We start from the raw sequence: 19,351 nt of genomic DNA, 5'->3' as shown, positions 1-19,351 counted from the left end.
GGAATCGGCGGGTCGGACGGTCGGAAATTTGTTCAGTCGGAGGTCGCCATGGCAACTGCTGTGTCGATGAATTCGTCCGATCCGCGGAGCGGTAACGGGATCGAGCAATTTACCGTCGGCGTCGAGGAAGAGTTCGTTCTGGTCGATCCTGCCACTGGTCGGCCCTCGTTGACCAGCACCGCTGTCGCAGCCGCGGCTTCGGGCATCGACGTGCAATTGGAGCTCTCCAAGTGCCAGCTCGAGACCTCTACCCCGGTGTGCACGACTATTCCGGCGTTGCGGGACGAGTTGGGCAGGGCGCGGCTTCTGGCTGCGCAGGCGGCGGCGCGGTCCGAATCCCGGCTGCTCGCCCTGGGTGTCCCCCTGTGGCTTCCGCCGACCCGATCCCTGACCGAGACACCGCGGTATCGGCGGATGGCGGAGTGGTTCGGGGAACTCACCGAACAGGTGATCTGTGGTTGCCATGTCCACGTCTGCGTGCCCGACCGGGAAGTCGCGGTTCAGGTCAGCAACCACCTGCGGCCGTGGCTGCCGACCCTACTGGCGTTGACTGCGAACTCCCCCATCACCGGCGGTTCCGACACGGGATACGCCAGTTGGCGTCACCTTCAATGGTCGCGGTGGCCCAGCGCGGGGCCACCGCCGTACTTCCGGTCGGCCGGGCATTATGACGACGCGGTCGAGATGCTCCGCGAGAGCGGAAGCATCCTCGACACCGCGATGATCTACTGGGACGTGCGATTGTCCGCGCACTTGCCCACGATCGAGATCCGTGTCAGCGACGTTCCGGCCACTGTCGCGGAAACCGTACTGTTGGCGACGCTGGTCCGGGCACTGGTCGTCACGGCCGTGGCCGCAGTGGACAGCGGTCGGCTCGCCGATCCGATCGACCAGGGGCAGCTGCGGTCGGCGTGCTGGAGGGCAGCACGCGACGGTCTCGCGGGTTCGGGATTCGACATAGCCACACGGCGCCTGGTACCGGTCGTCCGGCTGTTGAATCGTCTGCTCTCCTACACCCGATCGTGTCTCGAGGAATTCGGCGACTACGTACACACCCGCGATGCGATGGCGGCGGTCCTCGCCGGTGGCAATGGCGCCATGCGGCAGCGCCGAGCTCTGCGCGCCGGCGGTCTCATGGGGGTCATCGATGCGGCAACGCAGTCGACAATCGAGGGATGCCGAATCGCCGAGAGCGGCCAGTCGGCGCTCGAACGATGACGGCAAACGCGGAGCAAGGTCAGCCGTCTCCGCCGATACCGGCGAGTGTGGTTCTCAGGCGGTCGTTGTCCGCTGCGGTCCAGCCGTCGGGCGAGAGTATCGCGCTCCATGCGTCCGCGATGTCGACGACATAGGTGTGTCCGTGCCCGTCGGGAACGCTGGTCGACACTGCCATATCGGCCGCCACCTGCAGAAACGTCACAAAGGGATACCACTGCGTGTTGTCGAGCACATCCTCGCCCCGTTCCTCTTGAAGCCAATCCGGCTTGCGCAATACAAGTTCCGGAGTCCACCAGACGATCGGATCGGAGGCGTGCTGCAAATAGACCATCCGTGGCCGTTCCCATGGGGCATCAGGGCGTGCGAGGTCCGCGGGCGCTTGCGCACCGAAACGCACGGTCTGGCCTTGCTCGTAAACCGGCAACCGTTCCGGAGAGCCCGGATCCCGGTTCGTCGTAACGTCGGTCCATATCCGGTTGGCATTGGGTGGGCCGGTGAACAGCACACCATCGGTCCGTAGCTCGACATCGTCGACATCGCCGAAAGCACTCTCGCCCCCGAAAGAGCCGAGGCTCTCCCCCATCACGACGAGCTTCGGGCGCGACTCCGGCGGCAGCTTCTTCCACTTGTCGTACACCGCCTCGAACTGCGCCTCGCCGGCCTGTCCGGCCCGCTCTTTGTCCACCAGGAACGACAGCCAACTCGGCAGATAGGAATACTGCAGCCCCACGATGGCGGTGTCGCCGTTGTACATGTATTCCAGCGAGGACGCGAGACTTTCGTTGATCCACCCGGTACCGGTCGTCACCGCCACGGCGACCACGGCGCGCTCGAAGCCGCCGGCACGTTCGAGTTCGTCAGCCGCTACCTGGGCATTCTCCCGAATCGAGTCACCACCGCTGGCGAGCCCCGCGTAGGCACGGATCGGTTCCGTCGCGCGCCGTCCGCCATGGAAGGCGGATAGTTCGTCGACGGTCGGGCCGCGCGAGACGAACGCACGACCTTGACGCCCGAGCGAATCCCAGCTGACCAGCGAGCCCGGACCGCCCGACCGCAGCGACGAGGCCGGCGGGTCGTCACCGGCCTTGGTCTCTTGGTTGAGTGATGCGAAGGAATTGTTGAGCCCGGACATGATCACGCGCACCGCCGCCCCGTTGATGAGCGCAACCAGCAGGGCTACCGCCAGAACTCCGATCACCGTCGCCGAGATCCGCCGCGGTATCACCCGGCTGACCTTGTGTTCGACCCACCGCACCGCGTGGAGGAGCAGGCGCCCGAGCGCCACCAACCCGACGTAGAACACGACCGCCAGCGCCACCATGAGGACATAACCCCACCATGGGAAGGGAGCGGAGTCCATGAGTTCTCGCAGCCGCGATTGCCAGTCCCCGAACCATACGAGCAGCACCACGGTTCCGACCAACGCGATCACCACGGCCGTACGCCGCACGACAGTCTTCACCCGTGCCGGCAACTCCCGCTGCACAAGGTAGCGGACGAACTTCGAGCCGAGGAACCCGATGCCATAGCCGATTGCTGCTGATACGCCAGTGACCAACCCCTGAAAGAACGGGCCGCGCGGCAGAAGTGTGGGCGTCAACGACAGCCACGCGAACAGCACCGCGACAACCCATCCGCCGAACGCATACCGGTCCGGCAGCCAGCGATGATGCCCGCGAGAGCGGACTGAACCGGATTCGCGGTCGGCTGCACCGTCGATCACATCGGTCGGCACGCTGACAAGCTTAGCGGCAGAATCAGAATTGCTGGTCTGTTGCAGATATATGAATGATGCCCATCGGCTCGCTCGCGCCGCGGTGTCGATCTCGGCGCGCCGGGCACTCGACCGCTTATCTGGGGTCGCCGGCGAACGTGAGGAAACACTCTGCCGCGCACCAGGCGGCGCTCGGTACGTCCACCGCTTCAGTCCCGACGCTCGCGACTCGCAACACGCGAGCGACCGCATCGGCGCAGACGGTCAGGCGCGGCGGCGCTTGCGCACGGAGTAAGCCCTCACCCGGCCCCACGGCTCTCCGCAGCCGCAGTTGCCTGCCGAGGTAGCAACGCTGCGGCGAGGAATCCGGCGGCACCGATGACAGCCAAAACGATCATCGAGGCGGCGTAGGCGTGGGAGGAGAGCCCGGCGACGAGGATGGTGCCTGCGATGGCTGTGCCGAGCGAGGAGCCGAGATTGGACACGCTGCGCGACAGCCCGGAGATTTCGCCCTGCTGGTCCTCGCCGAAGCTGGACTGAACGACATTGACCGCCGGGGTCAGCATGACGCCGAGCCCCAATCCGATCAGCAGCAATCCGGGCGCGAACGCCCAGGGATTCACGAAGCGGCCGGCCAGCGCGAGCAGCACGCCGATGCCGGCGATGGTCACCAGAAAGCCCGCCATGATGAGGGTGCGCTGGGCCCGCCGTCGCGCCAGCCGCGCGGCCGCGAGAGACGACGCCAGCAGTCCCAGGGTGGCCGCAGTGAAGATCACGCCGGTCTCGATCGCGTTGTATCCCCGCACAACCTGCAAATACGCCGCCACCACGAACGACGTTCCCATCAGCAGCAGCCACTGGATGTGCTCGGTGACCAGGCCCAGGTTGGAAGTGCGGTTGCGGAACAGGCTGGTCGAGATGAGCGGCTCGCGGCCGGATCGCTCCCGGGCACGAATGTAGAGGTAGAAGCACAGCAGGAACACCGCGCCGAGTAGGAGCAGGGCGAGCATGAGCCAGCCGTTGTCGTCGGCGGCCAGAATGCCTGTCACGAGCAGGATCAGTCCGGCCGCCGAGAGAATCGCGCCACCCACGTCGAAGGTCCGAGTCGGGTCCGGTGGCAACGGGTCGACGATGCGCCGTCCGAGCAGCACGATCACCGCGACCACCAGTGCTTGGAACACGAATGCGGCTCGCCAGCCGAGCGTCGAGGTGATGACTCCGCCGAGCAGTGGTCCCGCTGCGGCACCGATACCTCCCAGCGCCATGATTGCGCCGAATGCCCTTGCCCGCGAAGTTGTTTCGGTGAACAACAGGGTTGTGAGAATGTAGACGGGCGGAATCAGCATCGCGGTGCCGATACCCTCGAGGATCGAGTTGCCCAGGATCAGCACACCGAGGCCGGGCGCGAGGGCGCTCAATACGGCGCCGACACCATAGATCATCAGACCCAGCTCGAAACACCGTTTGCGGCCGTAGCGGTCGGTGAGCTTGCCGCCGGGAATCATCAGCGCGGCCATGACCAGTAGGAAGATCGTTATGGCGATCTGCACGCCCTGCGGGGTGGTGTTCAGGTCGGCGCTGATGTCGTTGATCATCACGTTCATGTTCGAACCGGCGAAGCTACAGATGAACTGCGCGAGCGCCAGCGGGACGAGCGCACCGCGGGGTGGGCTGGACACACCGGTACCGGCCATCCGGCTGTCGACCTATCCTGTCGTCGCCGTCGGCTGGGCCTCGGCGCGGTCGAGTTGCTCGTCGAGGGCCATGGCGGCCGCGACCAGGGCCAGGTGGGTGAATGCCTGAGGGAAGTTGCCCAGTTGCTCACCGGAGGGGCCGATCTCCTCGGCGAAGAGCCCGACGTGATTGGCGTAGGTGAGCATCTTGTCGAAGGCGTAGCGGGCTTGGGTCACCCGGCCCGCACGGGCGAGCGCCTCGACGTACAGGAAGCTGCACAGGTTGAAGGTGCCTTCGACGCCGCGCAGACCGTCCGGGGATGCCTCGGGATCGTAGCGGTAGACCAGGCTGTCACGGACCAGCTCGTCGTCCATGGCATCCAGGGTGCTCAGCCACGCCGCATCCTTTGGGGACAGAAATCCCATGCGCGGCATCAGCAGCAGCGACGCATCCAGCACATCGGTGGCGTAGTGCTGCACGAACGCCTGTCGTTTCGCACTCCAGCCGCGTTCGACGATCTGGGCGAACACCGCGTCCCGCGCCTGCGTCCAGCGGGCCACATCAGCGGGCCGGGAGTACTCCGTGGCCAATCGAATACCGCGATCGAACGCGACCCACGTCATCAGTCGGCTATAGGTGAATTCCTGCTGGCCGCCGCGCGTTTCCCAGATCCCCTCGTCCGGCCGGTCCCAGTGTTCGGCCAGCCAGTCGGTCAGGTTCGCGAAGGACCGCCAACCCCAGATGCCGCCCATATCCGACGATTGGGCCAGGGCATCGGCGGCCTCACCATAGATATCGAGTTGGATCTGATCGGCCGCTGCGTTCCCGACCCGCACCGGTGCGGAACCGCGATAGCCCTCCAGATGGTCGAGTACCTCCTCGTCCAAATGTGGATCACCGTCGATCCGGTACATGATCTGCAGCGGTTCGCCGGAGGCCGTGTCATGGGCGTCGAGGCGGTCACGCAGCCAGCGCCGGAAAGCCAATGCCTCGTCGGTGAAGCCGAGATCGATCAACGCCCGGACCGACAACGAGGCATCCCGGATCCAGGTGTAGCGGTAGTCCCAGTTGCGCTCACCGCCGATTTGTTCCGGCAGGCCCATCGTGGCAGCGGCGATCGGCGCTCCGCTGGGTGCATAGGTGAGCAGTTTCAGCGTGATCGCCGAACGGTTGACCATGTCCCGCCACCGGCCGCGGTAGGTGGACGAACGCAGCCAGGACTGCCAGAAACCGCGACACTGTTCGAAAGCGGTGGCGACATCCTCCCGCGACGGATGTGCCGGTGCCGGGCCGTCGCTCGCCATGCTGGTCAACGCGATCACGGCGGTCTCCCCTTCGGAGAGCGTGAAGCGGGCCGTGATGTCTCCGTCCTCGGCATGCAGCAACACCGGGTCGGTGGTCTGCAGATGCAGATCCGTGCCGGGACCGTGGAAGACCGCAGCTCGGTCGCCGAGCCGTTCCAGAGTGTGCGTGGCGCGTCCGTAGTCGAATCGTGGGCGGCAATCGAGCGTGAGCGACAGGCTCCCCCGGACCACCCGGGCCACGCGCACCAGTCGATGCCGGTCGGTGGGCGCGGAATCGCGGATCGGCTCCATGAAGTCGGCGACTTCCCCGACCCCTTCGGGCGCCATGAACCGAGTGACGAGGATGGCTGTGTCCGGCATATACAGCTGGCGGACAGCCATATCTTCCGTCGTGACATCGGCGGCCAGGCGACAATGTCCGCCCCGCTCGCTGTCCAGTAGCGACGCGAAGAGGCTGGGTGAATCGAACCGTGGTGTGCACCACCAGTCGATCGTGCCCGCAGACGAGACCAATGCCGTAGTCTGCAGATCGCCGACGATGCCGTGCTCGGCGATCGATGGGTAGGCGTTCACAAGTTGCTCCTTCATACCGGGAATCGGGCATGACCGGATGGCCGAACCGGCCCATCCAAGCGCCTGCACCTCCTCTCCGGAAGCACTGTCCTCCCCAGTGTGCGCCGCGCCGTCGGCGAACGGGAGAAGACTGACGAAGTAGATCTGCTCAAGATGGCAAACCTGTGGCGATCGGACTGGCATCCTCGACAGCCCCGGAAACCGCATCTCGATCGAACTTTCGATGTGGCGGCATCGAACCTCACTCGACTACCGGCCGGATCAGCTACTACTCGACAACCCTCGAATCCATCCATGATGAGACCGGTGGCGCGCGACGAACACTGTGAGGACTGATGGAACGCAGCAGACAAGCGCTCTTGCACGGGCCCCTGTTTTCCCGGAACGTTCCGCTCGACCGCCGAAACGCGGCCAGCCGGATCAGCGCGTACATCTACGGCAACGTCCTGATCCTTGCCGCGCTCATACCGGTCAACCCGTCCGCCGAGTACGTCGGCATCTGGGTCGTCCTCGGCACCGCCCTCTCCACGTTCATCGCGCATGCCTTCGCCGAAGGTATCGGTCAATCGGTGCGCCAGAGCCATGCACTCTCTCCACAGGAGCGGTGGGCGGACCTGCGTGACTCCCTACCCATCCTCAGCTCGGCGGTGCTGCCCTGCGCGATCCTCGCGGCCGCGGCGATCGGGTGGATCGATCCGCGCACCGCGCAGCTGCTCGCGGAGGCGGCCATGCTGGTGCGGATCGGCGGAATCGTCTTCGTCGTCGCGCGACTCCACGGTGAGCGACCCAATCGTTGGACGCTGCTCGGAGCGGTGCTGCTGGTCTGCGCGGCCGCCACCGTCGTCGGAATCAAGGTGATCCTCACCCACTGATACGTCCGGGTGACGTGCTCCACGCGCCCGTCGACCCACCGCAGTGGGTCGGCATGGTGTGGGTCGGCATGGTGTGCTGCGCCCGGCGCGTCCGGCCTCGGGCACTCCCGGTTCGGCGGTGTGGCCGGCCCAGCCTATTGCAGGTGGTACCGGCAGTTCCGTGATCCAGCACACCGGCGAGTACTTTCGGCGGAGAATTGTCGGTATCTGATCGGTCGAGGATAGGAGCGATTATGTCCGAGAATTCGTCGGTAAAACAGGGCGTCGCGGCAGGAACCTCGATAGGGGCCGCGATCATCCTCGTCACCGTGGGTCTTCTCCAGTTGTTCCAGGGGATCTCCGCGGTGGCCGAAGACGAGGTCTTCATAACGGGTGTCGAGTATGTATATAAGTTCGACTTCACGACCTGGGGTTGGATTCACATCGTGCTCGGCGCGCTGATCATGCTGATCGGCTTCGCGTTGTTCACCGGAGCAGGCTGGGCCCGCGTCTCCGCGATCGTTATCGCCGCACTCTCGATTCTGGCCAACTTCCTGTGGTTGCCGTACTACCCCTGGTGGTCGGTACTGATCATCGCACTCGACATCGTTGTGATCTGGGCGGTCGCGACGTGGAAACCCGAACGCGTTTAGTCGAGTTTCCTCTGTGCGAATCGATGCGGTGCAGAAGTGATGACAGCGCAAAACGATTCCTCCGTTGTGCGGCCCGCCGGGCGCGCTGACGTGGCCGGCGAACGGACACGGGCCGACCGCATCGAATACGGCGAGACGGCACGGCGCCGAACGCCGTACGGCGCTGTAGCCGAGCACGATGCCATTCGCGACCGCGACCCGGTCGGTCTGCTCGAAACGCAGGCGGCGACCAGGATTCCGGAACTCGTCCCGGTGCGGTACGGGCGAATGGTCGCTTCGCCGTTCGCCTTCTACCGCGGCGCCGCCCTGGTTATGGCCGACGATTTGTCACACGCCCCGACCACCGGTCTGTGCACCCAGCTGTGCGGCGACGCGCACCTGAGCAACTTCGGGCTTTTCGCGACACCGGAACGCAAACTCGCCTTCGACCTCAACGACTTCGACGAAACCTATCCCGGCCCGTTCGAATGGGATGTCAAACGACTCGTCGCGAGCCTCGCTGTCGCCGGACGCGACAACGACCACAGTGGCAAACAACGCGGGAGAAGCATCCGCGCCTGCGCCGCCGAATACCGCGAAACGATGACTTGCCAAGCCGGACACGGAGAGCTGGCGGTCTGGTACTCCCACATCGACGCCGCGACCCAGATGGACGAGCTGCGCGAGGTCCTCGATTCCTCGACCAGAAAACGCATCCAGAAGACGATCGATAAATCATGGGGCAGAGACAGCGTCCAGGCGCTGGCAAAGCTGACCACTGTCGTGGACGGGCGGCCGAGGATTGTGAGCATGCCGCCGCTGATCGTCCCGATCGAGGAGATCTTCGCCGACGCCGACGCCGAGCAGCTGGACCGGGCACTCATCGAACGGCTCCGTCACTACCGCGACACGCTGCAACCCAACTGGCGGGCCCTGTTCGATCGGTTCGAGTACGTCCAGGCGGCACGGAAGGTCGTCGGTGTGGGCAGCGTGGGCACCCGAGCCTGGATCATCCTCCTGCGCGGGCCGAGCGACGACCCGCTGTTCCTGCAGGCCAAGGAAGCGCAACCGTCGGTACTCGCGGCATACCTCGACGGCCCGACCTGCACCGACCAGGGCGAGCGCGTCGTGACCGGTCAGCGGCTGATGCAGGCCGCCGGTGACATCTTCCTGGGCTGGCAGCAAGGCGTCGACACCGACGGAGTGGTGCGGGATTTCTATGTCCGCCAGCTCCGCGACGGTAAAGGATCCGCCGTCGTCGAAACCATGTCCCCCGACCTGCTGGCCCGTTACGGCCGCCTGTGCGCACGCGTGCTCGCCCACGCGCACGCCCGCGCAGGCGACCGGTTCGCCATCGCGAGTTACCTCGATTCCGACGATGACTTCGATGAAGCGATGTCCACGTTCGCCGAGGACTACGCCGACCAGAACGCACGTGACCACGCCGCGCTACGCAAGGCGATCGACGATGGCATAGTCACTGCCCGGCTCGGGGTGTAACCGATGACCGACAACCGACCCTCCTCCTCCGACACAGCCACCCGATCGCAGCGCTGGTGGGCACGGGCTGCGTTCGTGCTGGCGTTCCTCGCCGCGGCGGTACCTGTTGTGTCCGCGGGAATCCTGAGCACCGTAGGTGTGCTCTGCGTCGGGGTCGGCGGCGTCGTCGTCACCGTCGCCGCGCTGTATTGGTTCCTCAGCAGTCGCGGCCCGCTGCGCTGGGTTTCACTGGGCATCGCGGTGCTCGCGCCGATCGTCGTGCTGGTCCTGTTCATTCGTGCGCAGTTGCTGGCAGAGGTGGTCGTGTCCTACGTCGCAGCGTTCCTCGCGGTGCTCTGCGCGCGCGCCGCTCTGCGCGGAAGACCCTTGGACATCGCCATGCCGGAGGTCCCGGCTACGCCGGCCCGGCACCCGGTCCTGATCATGAACCCGCACTCGGGCGGCGGCAAGGTCGCCAAATTCGACCTGCGGCGAAAGGCGGAGGAACTGGGCGCCGAAGTCGTCCTGCTCGAGGGGCCGGGCATGGTCGATGTCACTGCCCTGGCCCGGCAGGCGGTCGAACGAGGCGCCGATTTGCTCGGTGTGGCCGGCGGGGACGGGACGCAGGCCCTCGTGGCGGCGGTCGCGGCCCAGAACGATCTGCCGTTCCTGGTGATCAGCGCCGGGACACGGAACCACTTCGCGATGGATCTCGGCCTCGACCGCGCCGACCCCAGCCGGTCGCTCGACGCCTTGCGCGACGGCGTCGACCTAGCCGTCGACCTCGGCTGGATCAACGGCCGCCCGTTCGTGAACAACGCCTCCTTCGGCGTCTACGCCGAGGTCGTGCGCAGCCCCGCTTACCGAGAGGACAAGGCCGGGACGACACTGCAGCTGCTCCCCGACTTGCTCGCCGGGCACTCGGGTTCGCAACTCGTCGTATGGATCGGCGACGACGTCATCGTGCGAAACCCCCAGGCAGTCCTGGTGAGCAACAACCCCTACGGCAGTAGTGACCTCGCGGGCCTCAGCCGCCGGGACCGGCTCGACCGCGGCGTCCTCGGTGTCGTGACGGTGTCGGTCGCGAGCACGCGCCAGGCGGTCGGCCTCCTGCGTCGCGCCAACGTTCGCGGACTGGCGCAGCACACGACGGTCGAGGCGGTCATCGACGCCGACGGACCGGACGCCCCGGTCGGTGTCGACGGTGAGTCGCTCCTGCTCTCCACCCCGGTGCGCTGCACGATCGAGCCCGCCGCCCTGCGGGTCCGGGTTCCACGCAACCGTCCAGGGGTCCGTCCCGCCGAACCCACCGTCGATTGGGTTCGCCTCCGCACACTGGCGTGGCACCACAACGGTAGTTCTCCCCGGCTCGGCCACGGTTCCTGATCTCTCCGATCAGCCGCCGCCGGCGTGGGGGCTCGCGTCCGGTCGGCGCGGAATTGCTGGAGCCACAGCGTCATTCGCGGTCGTCGCCGTTCGGGCCCCGAAGGTAGCGACCGAGAGGGGTCTCGTCCAGCGCCAGCCCCTTCACAACCGATGCCGCCCCTACGATCACGACCGACATGAGGAAAAGCCAACTGACCGAGGTGAACGCCAGCCCCAGCGGGCCGAAGTGCTCCTTCGCGTTCGCTGTGACGCGAGGCAAGACGACGCGGCCTACCAGGTGTACCGCGGTCAAACCGACCGCGGTGAGCACGCCGGACACCCACAGCAGACGCCCGGTCAGCGCTCCCTTGGTGAGAAGGAAGGGGGCGAGCATCCAGACGAACGCCCAGATGGCTCCCTCGCTCAGCAGGGCCAGCGGCCGACCTATGTACCGGATCTGAGTGAATTCGCGTGTCTGCCCCACCAGCCCTGCGGCCAAAGCGACGGCGAGCAGCGCGGCCAGCCACCGCCACGCGTCGCGCGGACCGATCACGGGCACCTTCCAGACCGCCTCGTAGACGCGCGCGAGCGCCCGCGCGAACGACGTGCCGCCGAGCAGGACCATCAGAAGTCCGACCACACCGAAGGCGGCTGCCGACGGATCGGTCAAGGTGTATCCCCCGCCGACGTCCAGCGATTCGGAATCGAAGCCGAACTGGTCCTTGATGGTGTTCGCCGCCCCATGCCAGCCGCTGAAAACGGACGCGGCAATGATCACCGGCAGCACGGAGGTGAAGATCTGCGCGGCAAGCGCCAGCGACCGATCCACGATCTGGATCTCCGCGAGTCCCTCGATCACGCGGCGCAGCGTGCGACCGTACGGAGTTCCTCGCAGCCAGCCGGTCGCGGCGTGTGTTCGCGCGAGCGATACCTCTCGGGCCAACGCCACAGACAACTTCACGGACCGCACCGCACTTCAGTGTCCTTCTGCTCGTTCGGCCGGGAATGATCGGATTTACGCTACGCCGTCATCTGGGCAACGATGTCGACTTATATCAATTGCGTTGGCAAAGCCCGGCTGGATTTTGCCGGCATACCGATCGACTGGGAAACGACCCCCCAAGCGGGTGCACCTGGGTGAGGATCACTGTGTCGGCAGCGTGGATCTACGTATGCGCGCGGACCCATGAAGGCAGGGGCTGCGGAAGTGTCGAACTCCTCGATTCGTTGTAGCGCAGGTTGCGTACCGTCATGCCGCTGCGCTGTTGGTAGTACTCGATGGTTTCTTCGCGGCTGGGCGTCCCCGGTAGGCGTTCTCGACCTTCGAATTCCGAGCATGCCCAGTCCAGGAAAGCATCCACGCGAGGTCTGCCGGGCGGGACATGCCACCCCAGACTGCGATCCCGACCTGATTTTCGAGTTCCGACGCGGCGCGATCCTGATCCGCGCACTGACCCGCGGCAGCGAGGACGGCGAGCGATTCTGCCGCCAGACAGCCGACGCCCTGGTCACCCTCGCGACGACGCCGACTCGGAAGGGATAGCGCGACCGGCGTGCCCGTCTGCAACAGTCTGCAGAACGGTTCGGTCGGCTCTCCGGACGGTACGGCGGCTCTATCGTCGACGCTCGTGTGTGACCGAACTCCGCAGTCCACGTGGTGGCTGCTGCGGTCCCGCAGTCTTGCCGAATTCCAAGAGAAAGGTGCCCTCCCCGGCGAGGGCGGAACATGAGAGCTTTTCCGATCAGCCGCGCACGGCGGTTACTTGCCATCGCCGCGGCCGCGGCACTGCTACCGGTCGGGATCGGCGCAGCCCAACCACCTGAAGGCGGCAGCGGTTCCGTGCAGGAAGTGCTCGGTGTCGCGAACAACGCCGTCGGCCGCGCCGATTGCGGGAGCGATTCCATGCCCGAGACGGGTCTGCAGGGTGACGTGCCGGCGGCAGACCGCGACAGCGGACGCAGCACCCAGGGCTACCGCTGCAACATCACCCGCCTGGGCGGCTACGCGGGCCGGGGCGGTGGCATCACTTCCACGAGCTTCGAGCACTGTGTCTACCTGGGCAGCTTCTTCCCCGGCAATCTGCTCGGACCGGCGATCGGCGTGCAGGTCATCGACGTGTCCGACCCGGCGAATCCGGTCCTGACAGCAACGCTCACCGAACCGGCGATGCTGGCCGGAACCTGGGAGAGCCTCAAGGTCAATTCCGCTCGGAAATTGTTGGTGGGCACCGGGGCTCCAGCCTTCACAGGCGCCGGGCTGATCTCGGTCTACGACGTCTCCGACTGCGCGCACCCACGCCTGCACAACGCGGGACCGGGCACCGACCTGGCGTTACCGGTCCCGATCACCGCACACGAGGGCGGGTTCTCCCCTGATGGCAACACCTACTGGGCCTCCGGCGTCCTCCCCGGCATCGTCAGCGCTGTCGACCTGACCGACCCGGCCGATCCGCGCGTCATCTGGCAGGGCATGCCGGGTACATCGATGCATGGGATGGGCCTGCGTTCCGACGGCAATCGCATGTACCTTGCGAACAACCTGGGCGGCCTGACCATCCTCGATACGAGCGCTGTCCAGCGCCGTGACCCGGACCCGCAGGTTCCGGTGGTCGCCGAGCTGACGTGGACCGACGGCTGGGCAACACAGCAGGCGATACCCGTCACCTACGGCGGTACCCCTTACCTATTCGTCGCTGACGAGGCAGGTTCCGGCGGAGTCAAAGTCATCGATATCTCCGACGACACCCGACCGCGCGTGGTCAACTCGATCAAGCTGGAGATCAACCTGTCCGAACATCGCGACAGCGCGCTCGCTTCCAGCATGGGCGGCTCCCTGTTCGCCTACGATGCGCACTACTGCGCGGCCGACCGCCCCTCGAACCCGACAGCGCTGGCCTGCGGCTGGATCTCCTCCGGTGTCCGGGTCTTCGACGTGCGCGATCCGTTCCATGTTCGAGAGATCGCCTACTACAACCCGCCGGCGAAAACCGGGCACAACACCGAACTGTGGAACTCACCGCACGCACTGGCATCGATCGTCGGTGTCCCCCTGCTCAGTGCGCAGTCGGTGATGCAGGCACTGGATCAGGGCATCTTCGATCCGGCCACAGCAGCGAGCACTCGCACCGGCAATGTCGCATTCGGCGACCTGTCCAGCGACTGGTGCATGTCCGCTCCAGAATGGCACGGCACCCAACTCTGGACCACCTGCGCCGACAACGGGTTCTCGACCCTGCAACTGGCGCCCGGCGTCTACGTTCCCCCGGTCGATCAGCGTTCGACGGTCGGCTCGTGACACGGCGCCGCTGGATCACCACCGCCGCGCTCGGTTCACTGGCCCTGCTTCTGGTTGTGCTCGGTGCGGCGATCCGTCCGCTCGTCGTTCCGGACGACTCACCCCCCACCCCGGTGCTGAATGCGACCGAGATCGCGTTCGTGCAGGACATGACCGCCCATCATCAGCAGGCGCTGATCATGGTCCAACGCCTCGGCCTCGACGTCGACCCCACCGTGCTGAGGCTCGCCCAGCAGATCGCCGACACCCAACGCCTGGAGATCGGCACGATGCTCGGCTGGCTGCGACTGGCCCAGGTCACGCCCACCAACCCCCACCCCATGGCCTGGATGCACGACTCCGATCACCCCGTGGAATCGGGCCGCCACCACCCGGCTCGGACCCCGACCACGAACCCAGCCACCCCCATGCCGGGAATGGCCACCATGGCCGAACTCGATGCGCTCTCCGCAGCGCATGGCCGTGACGCGGAAACTCTATTCCTGCAATTGATGCGAAACCACCACTACGGCGGTATCGCCATGGCCCAGGCAATCGACGAACAGCTCGCCAGTGGCCCGGTCAAATACATCGCCAGGGACATGATCAGCACACAAAGCCAGGAAGCGGGCATCATCGGATTACTTCTCACCCAGCACAGCGCACAGGCACCCGGATAGCGGGATCGGTTCGTGCGGTTTCCAAGGTAGGCAACCACGGGTGATGCCGACGATCTCATAACTCACCGGTCAGCGGTGACATCGTCGATGGCGGTCCGAACCGCGTGGATTTCGGAAACCTCGTCGAATTCGGACGATTCGTGATGAAAATCGCGCAGTCGGGCGGCCACGCGGCCGACGGCCGCGGGTCCGCACAACGGGAGCGCCGTATGGACCAGATCGGCGGCTCGGTCCGGTTCGCCCAGCATCAACTGCAGCCGAGCCGCTGAAGTCAGCGCGATAGCGGGGTCGACGATATCGTCGGGCACCTCGATCCGATCGGCACCGAACGCCGCGCGAGCCAGTTGTGGACGGGTCCTGGCCAGGAGGCGATAATTGGCACCGAGCACCAGCGATTGCCTGCCGGGGCCCGGCCAGTGGCGGCGCGGTCCGATAATGCTGCCCATCTTCGCCGCGGTCAGGCTTCGGTCGGCGGCGGAGACCGTCTCGTCGCTGTCGGCGGCCTCCAGGCGGCATTCCGCGGCATAGGCGAGCGTCCGCTGGAACGCCGATTGATCACCGAGGATGCCGTACGCGCAGGCTTCGAGATCGGCCAGGGTCGCGCGCAGCCGCGAGGTCGCCGATCGCCGGGCAACATACTGCGCCAGTTGCGCAACCTCCAGGCCGTCCTGCGGCCGACCACGGTCCAGGCACTGCCAGGTCAACCCGACCAGGATCGCGGACACCAGCCTCGAGTCACCGGCGGTGTATGCCAGGCGCGCGGCGCGGACGTAGAAACGGCGAGCCGAGTCGTTGTCCTCGGCGTCCCAGTACATCGCGGCCGCGATGTCGGCGAGTTCCGCACCTACCCGCAGCGCACGCCGGGCCCTCGGGCTGCCAGGTGAGAGCCCTTGCAACCGAGAAAGGTTCGCCTCCAGCCAGCCGGTTACGATTCGGATCGGCGGCGTCGAATCGTGCCATTGACGCGCCCGCGCCCAGATCGCCAACTTTTCGGCCGCATCCATTTCGGTCGGTGTGAATCCGGTGTTGTCGCCGTCGGCGAGACCGGCGGCAGGCAGCAGAAGCGGCGCCAACTCGGCAGGCAGATCGCCATCGTGCATCGCATCGGCCGTGGCCACCGGCATCTGCTCGTGCAGCGGCCCCAACCAGGTGCCGAGCGCCGCCTCGTAAGCGGCCACATGCTCTTTCCGGACCACCCGCACTCCGGTTTCCAACTGCCCGAGATACGGCTTCGAATAATTCGTACGTGCGGCCATCCCTTGCAGGCTGATGCCCGCCGCCGTGCGTGCCGCGCGCAGCGCACGCCCGATCTCTGTCATGCGCCCCGCCTCGCGGCGCGCCAACAGATGCCTATCGGAGCGAACATCGCGTCAGGATACGTCCCCCGCGAAAGGCAGGCGTGCCCGTCTGCAACAGTCTGCAGAGCGATGCGGTCGGGCCTCCGGACGGTTCGGCAGCCATATCGTCGACACTCGTGAGTGACCGACTTTTCAGATCCCCGCCGTGGCGGCGACGCTGTCTTCCCGCCGCCACGGCGGTACTCGCGGTGTCTGCCGCGGCGATAGTGGCCACATCGCAGGCCCAGGCTGCACCTAGCCACCAACCGGCGGGAGCAGTCGAGGCCACCTACTACCAGCAGGGGCCGTGGACAGTTGCGGCGCGAACCGGCGCCGACCACAACGACATCCAAGGCCGGCCCGGATGCTCGAACGCCACGTGCACTGCCGGAGTCGACGGCTACCTCTGCTATCTCACCGCGTGGTTCATGGATCGGCTGCGGGGCGATCCCTTCGCGCACAGCGCATTCGTCGCGGAGACCGGCGAACTCCTGCACAACACCGCGAACTGGGCCGATCAAGCCGGCAACATCACCGACTGAACCGACGAAAGGTGTCGCACATGGACGACCGCATCGAGGAACTGCTGGCAAAGCTCGACCTGCAGGGCAAGCTGCGATTGATATCCGGAGCAGGTCTGTTCCGGCTGGCCGGGGATCCCGCCATCGGGCTCGCGGAGATGCCGATCTCGGACGGGCCGTCGGGAGTACGCGGCGAGAACTGGGACGAGAGGGATCCGTCGGTGAGTCTGCCGTCGGGCACGGCGATAGCGGCGACCTGGAATCCGGAATTGCTCAGCGAGATCGGCGCGCTGATCGCCGCCGAGGCGCGACGCAAAGACGTATACGCGGTGCTCGGTCCGACCATCAACCTGCACCGCTCACCGCTGGGTGGCCGACACTTCGAATGTTTCTCCGAGGACCCGCTGCTCACCGCCGAGATGGCCGCAGCCTACGTACGAGCAGTGCAGGCGCACGGGGTGAGCGCATGCCCGAAACATTATGTAGCCAACGACTCGGAGACCGACCGGTTCACAGTCGATGTCCGCGTCGCCGACCGTACGTTGCGCGAGCTCTACCTGTACCCGTTCGAACGATCTGTCGAGGCCGGAGCCTGGATGGTCATGAATTCCTACAATTCGGTCAACGGCGTCACCATGACCGAGAACACGCTGCTGGACGAACCGCTCAAAGGCTCGTGGGGCTTCGATGGCGTCGTGGTCTCGGACTGGGGCGCCGTCCGAAGCATCGCGGGTGCGGCACGCGGAACCGATCTCTGCATGCCCGGTCCGCCGATGCTGTGGGGTGAGCCGTTGACCAAGGCGGTCCGGTCCGGCGAGATCTCCGAAGAAGCGATCGACGACAAGGTGCGGCGCGTCCTGCGATTCGCTACCCGAGTGGGCGCCCTGGACGGACCCCCACAGCCGACACCCGATTTCACCGACGCTCAGGCGCAGGATCTGGTTCGCCACGTCGCCGCACAGGCAATGGTGCTGGTGCGCAACGACGGAACGCTCCCCTTGGGCGACGGCACGAAGATCGCGGTACTCGGCCCGTCGGCAGCCGAACCTCGATTCTTGGGCGGCGGCAGCGCCACGGTGCTCCCGGGCCACACCACCACTCCACTCGCCGGACTGGAGGCCGTTCTGCCCGTCACTCACACACCGGGCGTCCGCTTGGCCGAGGGCTTGATTCCGGCCCCGCTCGAGCTGATCACCGACCCCGAGACCGGTACGCCCGGACTGAGTGTGCGGTACTTCGCCGGTACGACCGAAATCGCCACCCAGCACCGCACAACGGCCAGTCTGGTCCTACTCGGCGACCCGGTGGCCGATCGAGCATCGCGGATCCAGTTACGCGCACGGCTGCGGGCCGACACCGCAGGCGACTGGCAGATCGGCTTCGGCGGCATCGGCCATGTGCGGTTGGATGTCGACGGGGCCACTGCACTCGAAGACGACGTCGTCCTCGGCTCAGGCGATCCGGCCGCGGCACTACTGAACCCGCCGCAGCGCTATGTGACCCGGACGCTCGCGGTCGGCCAGGAAGTCGACGTACGCGTGGCCGTCGATGTCCAGGAGGCCGTGCCCGGTCTCGGAATCGTCCTCGGCATAACTCTGGGTATCACCCGCCCGCGACGGCCAGAAGACGAAGAGTTCGCGGCCGCAGTCGAATTGGCACGCAATGCCGAAGCGGCAGTTGTCGTGGTAGGCACCACGGAACGGATCGAGAGCGAGGGCGTGGACCGCACCTCACTGCGACTGCCGGGCCGACAAGACGAACTCGTCACCGCGGTCGCCGCCGTCAATCCGCGCACCGTCGTGGTGGTCAACTCCGGTGCACCCGTGGAAATGCCGTGGCGCGATTACGTCGCCGCAGTGCTGCTGTCCTGGTTCCCCGGCCAAGAATTCGGCGCCGCGCTGGCCGATGTCCTCACCGGCGCCGCCGAGCCGGGTGGCCGGTTGCCGACGACTTGGCCGAAGACCATCACGGACGTGCCGGTCCTCGGCACAACCCCGGACAACGGCACCCTCGACTATGCGGAGGGCATGCACATCGGCTATCGCGCGTGGCTGCGCACCGGCACCGAACCCGCCTATCCGTTCGGGCACGGGCTCGGTTACACCACATGGTCTTCGAGCGATCTGACCGTCTCCGGTCGCGTCGCCACGATCACCGTCCGCAATACCGGCGATCGCGCGGGAAAACAGGTCGTCCAGGCTTACCTGTCCCGCCCGGATAGTTCGGTCGACCGCCCTGTGCGCTGGCTTGCCGGATTCGCCACCGTGAACCTCGAGCCCGGCGATTCCCGCCTCGTCGAAATCACCCTGCCACAACGAGCTTTCGAACACTGGACCGACAACGGCTGGGCAACCGAACCCGGCGCCTTCACCCTTCACGTCGGAACATCGGTCACCGACCTTCCACACACCGCATACGTCGACTGACTGTGTCCTCGCGCGAATCCGGCACATGCGGATCAGGGCCCGGGCCGCACCCTGGCCGGGCCGGGGACCGGCGGCGGCCCGCGCCAGACGCTGCGGATATACCAGCGTCATCAAAACGCCGGTCATTGCCGTTGTCGCAAGCGCCATTACCACTATCAGTGAGTACAGCGCAGTATCGAGGAGACCCAGTTGCAGTCCGACAGTCAGCGCGATCGGCTCGGTCAATTGTCAGCGGCCCGAGAGCCGCCGACTGCGATGCGCGGCATAGCGAATGGCATATGAGCGACAGTCGGCGTCGCCGAG

The 19,351-nt window shown here is 66.2% G+C and carries 15 protein-coding genes; 10 read left to right on the top strand and 5 right to left on the bottom strand.

The window, feature by feature from the left end:
- Nucleotides 1-48: 48 nt before the first annotated feature.
- On the top strand, nucleotides 49-1,218 hold the full coding sequence (locus ON19_RS34425) for a glutamate--cysteine ligase (protein ID WP_051169597.1): 1,170 nt from the start codon (nucleotides 49-51) through the stop codon (nucleotides 1,216-1,218).
- 19 nt (nucleotides 1,219-1,237) lie between these two features.
- Here the strand turns inward: ON19_RS34425 and ON19_RS34420 are convergent, their stop codons facing one another.
- The 3 genes from ON19_RS34420 to ON19_RS34410 all read right to left on the bottom strand — a co-directional run bounded on the left by ON19_RS34420 (nucleotide 1,238) and on the right by ON19_RS34410 (nucleotide 6,483).
- Nucleotides 1,238-2,953, bottom strand: a complete 1,716-nt coding sequence (locus ON19_RS34420; protein ID WP_043702694.1) for an alpha/beta hydrolase — start codon at nucleotides 2,951-2,953, stop codon at nucleotides 1,238-1,240.
- 278 nt (nucleotides 2,954-3,231) lie between these two features.
- Entirely contained in the window at nucleotides 3,232-4,611 is a 1,380-nt protein-coding gene (locus ON19_RS34415; protein ID WP_255218450.1) for an MFS transporter, read from the bottom strand.
- 27 nt (nucleotides 4,612-4,638) lie between these two features.
- The gene (locus tag ON19_RS34410; RefSeq protein WP_043702820.1) at nucleotides 4,639-6,483 is read right to left on the bottom strand and encodes a glycoside hydrolase family 15 protein; all 1,845 of its coding nucleotides are present in this window, start codon (nucleotides 6,481-6,483) and stop codon (nucleotides 4,639-4,641) included.
- Nucleotides 6,484-6,818: 335 nt separating this feature from the next.
- Between ON19_RS34410 and ON19_RS34405 the strand changes: the two genes are divergently transcribed.
- The 4 genes from ON19_RS34405 (at nucleotide 6,819) to ON19_RS34390 (ending at nucleotide 10,831) form a co-directional block, all read left to right on the top strand.
- Complete coding sequence (locus ON19_RS34405) at nucleotides 6,819-7,355, top strand: hypothetical protein (RefSeq protein ID WP_043702689.1); 537 nt, start codon at nucleotides 6,819-6,821, stop codon at nucleotides 7,353-7,355.
- A 233-nt stretch (nucleotides 7,356-7,588) separates the two neighbouring features.
- Nucleotides 7,589-7,987, top strand: a complete 399-nt coding sequence (locus tag ON19_RS34400; protein ID WP_043702686.1) for a DUF7144 family membrane protein — start codon at nucleotides 7,589-7,591, stop codon at nucleotides 7,985-7,987.
- Nucleotides 7,988-8,026: 39 nt separating this feature from the next.
- Nucleotides 8,027-9,466 carry a DUF2252 domain-containing protein gene (locus ON19_RS34395; protein WP_043702683.1) on the top strand — a complete coding sequence of 480 codons (1,440 nt, stop codon included), beginning with the start codon at nucleotides 8,027-8,029 and terminating at the stop codon, nucleotides 9,464-9,466.
- Nucleotides 9,467-9,469: 3 nt separating this feature from the next.
- Entirely contained in the window at nucleotides 9,470-10,831 is a 1,362-nt protein-coding gene (locus ON19_RS34390) for a diacylglycerol/lipid kinase family protein (protein ID WP_043702680.1), read from the top strand.
- A 70-nt stretch (nucleotides 10,832-10,901) separates the two neighbouring features.
- Here the strand turns inward: ON19_RS34390 and ON19_RS34385 are convergent, their stop codons facing one another.
- Nucleotides 10,902-11,780 (bottom strand): hypothetical protein, encoded by an 879-nt coding sequence (locus tag ON19_RS34385; protein ID WP_043702677.1) that lies wholly within the window; start codon nucleotides 11,778-11,780, stop codon nucleotides 10,902-10,904.
- 366 nt (nucleotides 11,781-12,146) lie between these two features.
- Here ON19_RS34385 and ON19_RS34380 point away from each other — a divergent pair, with 366 nt between their 5' ends.
- The 3 genes from ON19_RS34380 (at nucleotide 12,147) to ON19_RS34370 (ending at nucleotide 14,764) form a co-directional block, all read left to right on the top strand.
- Nucleotides 12,147-12,353, top strand: coding sequence for a hypothetical protein (locus tag ON19_RS34380; protein ID WP_043702674.1), 207 nt, complete (start codon nucleotides 12,147-12,149; stop codon nucleotides 12,351-12,353).
- Between the two features lie 183 nt (nucleotides 12,354-12,536).
- Complete coding sequence (locus ON19_RS34375; protein WP_043702671.1) at nucleotides 12,537-14,105, top strand: LVIVD repeat-containing protein; 1,569 nt, start codon at nucleotides 12,537-12,539, stop codon at nucleotides 14,103-14,105.
- Complete coding sequence (locus tag ON19_RS34370; RefSeq protein WP_043702668.1) at nucleotides 14,102-14,764, top strand: DUF305 domain-containing protein; 663 nt, start codon at nucleotides 14,102-14,104, stop codon at nucleotides 14,762-14,764. The genes ON19_RS34375 and ON19_RS34370 overlap by 4 nt, the downstream gene beginning before the upstream one ends.
- A 62-nt stretch (nucleotides 14,765-14,826) precedes the next feature.
- On the opposite strand, the gene ON19_RS39475 is transcribed toward ON19_RS34370, so the two are convergent.
- Nucleotides 14,827-16,107, bottom strand: coding sequence for an NsdA family TPR-like regulatory protein (locus tag ON19_RS39475; protein WP_498043930.1), 1,281 nt, complete (start codon nucleotides 16,105-16,107; stop codon nucleotides 14,827-14,829).
- A gap of 131 nt (nucleotides 16,108-16,238) precedes the next feature.
- Between ON19_RS39475 and ON19_RS42550 the strand changes: the two genes are divergently transcribed.
- Entirely contained in the window at nucleotides 16,239-16,643 is a 405-nt protein-coding gene (locus ON19_RS42550) for a hypothetical protein (RefSeq protein WP_157229997.1), read from the top strand.
- A gap of 20 nt (nucleotides 16,644-16,663) precedes the next feature.
- Complete coding sequence (locus ON19_RS34360) at nucleotides 16,664-19,048, top strand: glycoside hydrolase family 3 C-terminal domain-containing protein (RefSeq protein ID WP_043702665.1); 2,385 nt, start codon at nucleotides 16,664-16,666, stop codon at nucleotides 19,046-19,048.
- Nucleotides 19,049-19,351 lie beyond the last annotated feature (303 nt).

The organism is Nocardia abscessus NBRC 100374, from assembly GCF_000308455.1.
GTDB lineage: Bacteria > Actinomycetota > Actinomycetes > Mycobacteriales > Mycobacteriaceae > Nocardia > Nocardia abscessus.
The sequence above is the reverse complement of the archived record's forward strand: the minus strand, read 5'-3'. Positions and strand labels throughout refer to the sequence as shown.

What these genes read in the sequence shown, in the direction of transcription:
- ON19_RS34425 (WP_051169597.1), top strand. Translation starts at nt 49, where the DNA reads ATGGCAACTGCTGTGTCGATGAATTCGTCCGATCCGCGGAGCGGTAAC.
- ON19_RS34405 (WP_043702689.1), top strand. Translation starts at nt 6,819, where the DNA reads ATGGAACGCAGCAGACAAGCGCTCTTGCACGGGCCCCTGTTTTCCCGG.
- ON19_RS34400 (WP_043702686.1), top strand. Translation starts at nt 7,589, where the DNA reads ATGTCCGAGAATTCGTCGGTAAAACAGGGCGTCGCGGCAGGAACCTCG.
- ON19_RS34395 (WP_043702683.1), top strand. Translation starts at nt 8,027, where the DNA reads ATGACAGCGCAAAACGATTCCTCCGTTGTGCGGCCCGCCGGGCGCGCT.
- ON19_RS34390 (WP_043702680.1), top strand. Translation starts at nt 9,470, where the DNA reads ATGACCGACAACCGACCCTCCTCCTCCGACACAGCCACCCGATCGCAG.
- ON19_RS34380 (WP_043702674.1), top strand. Translation starts at nt 12,147, where the DNA reads ATGCCCAGTCCAGGAAAGCATCCACGCGAGGTCTGCCGGGCGGGACAT.
- ON19_RS34375 (WP_043702671.1), top strand. Translation starts at nt 12,537, where the DNA reads ATGAGAGCTTTTCCGATCAGCCGCGCACGGCGGTTACTTGCCATCGCC.
- ON19_RS34360 (WP_043702665.1), top strand. Translation starts at nt 16,664, where the DNA reads ATGGACGACCGCATCGAGGAACTGCTGGCAAAGCTCGACCTGCAGGGC.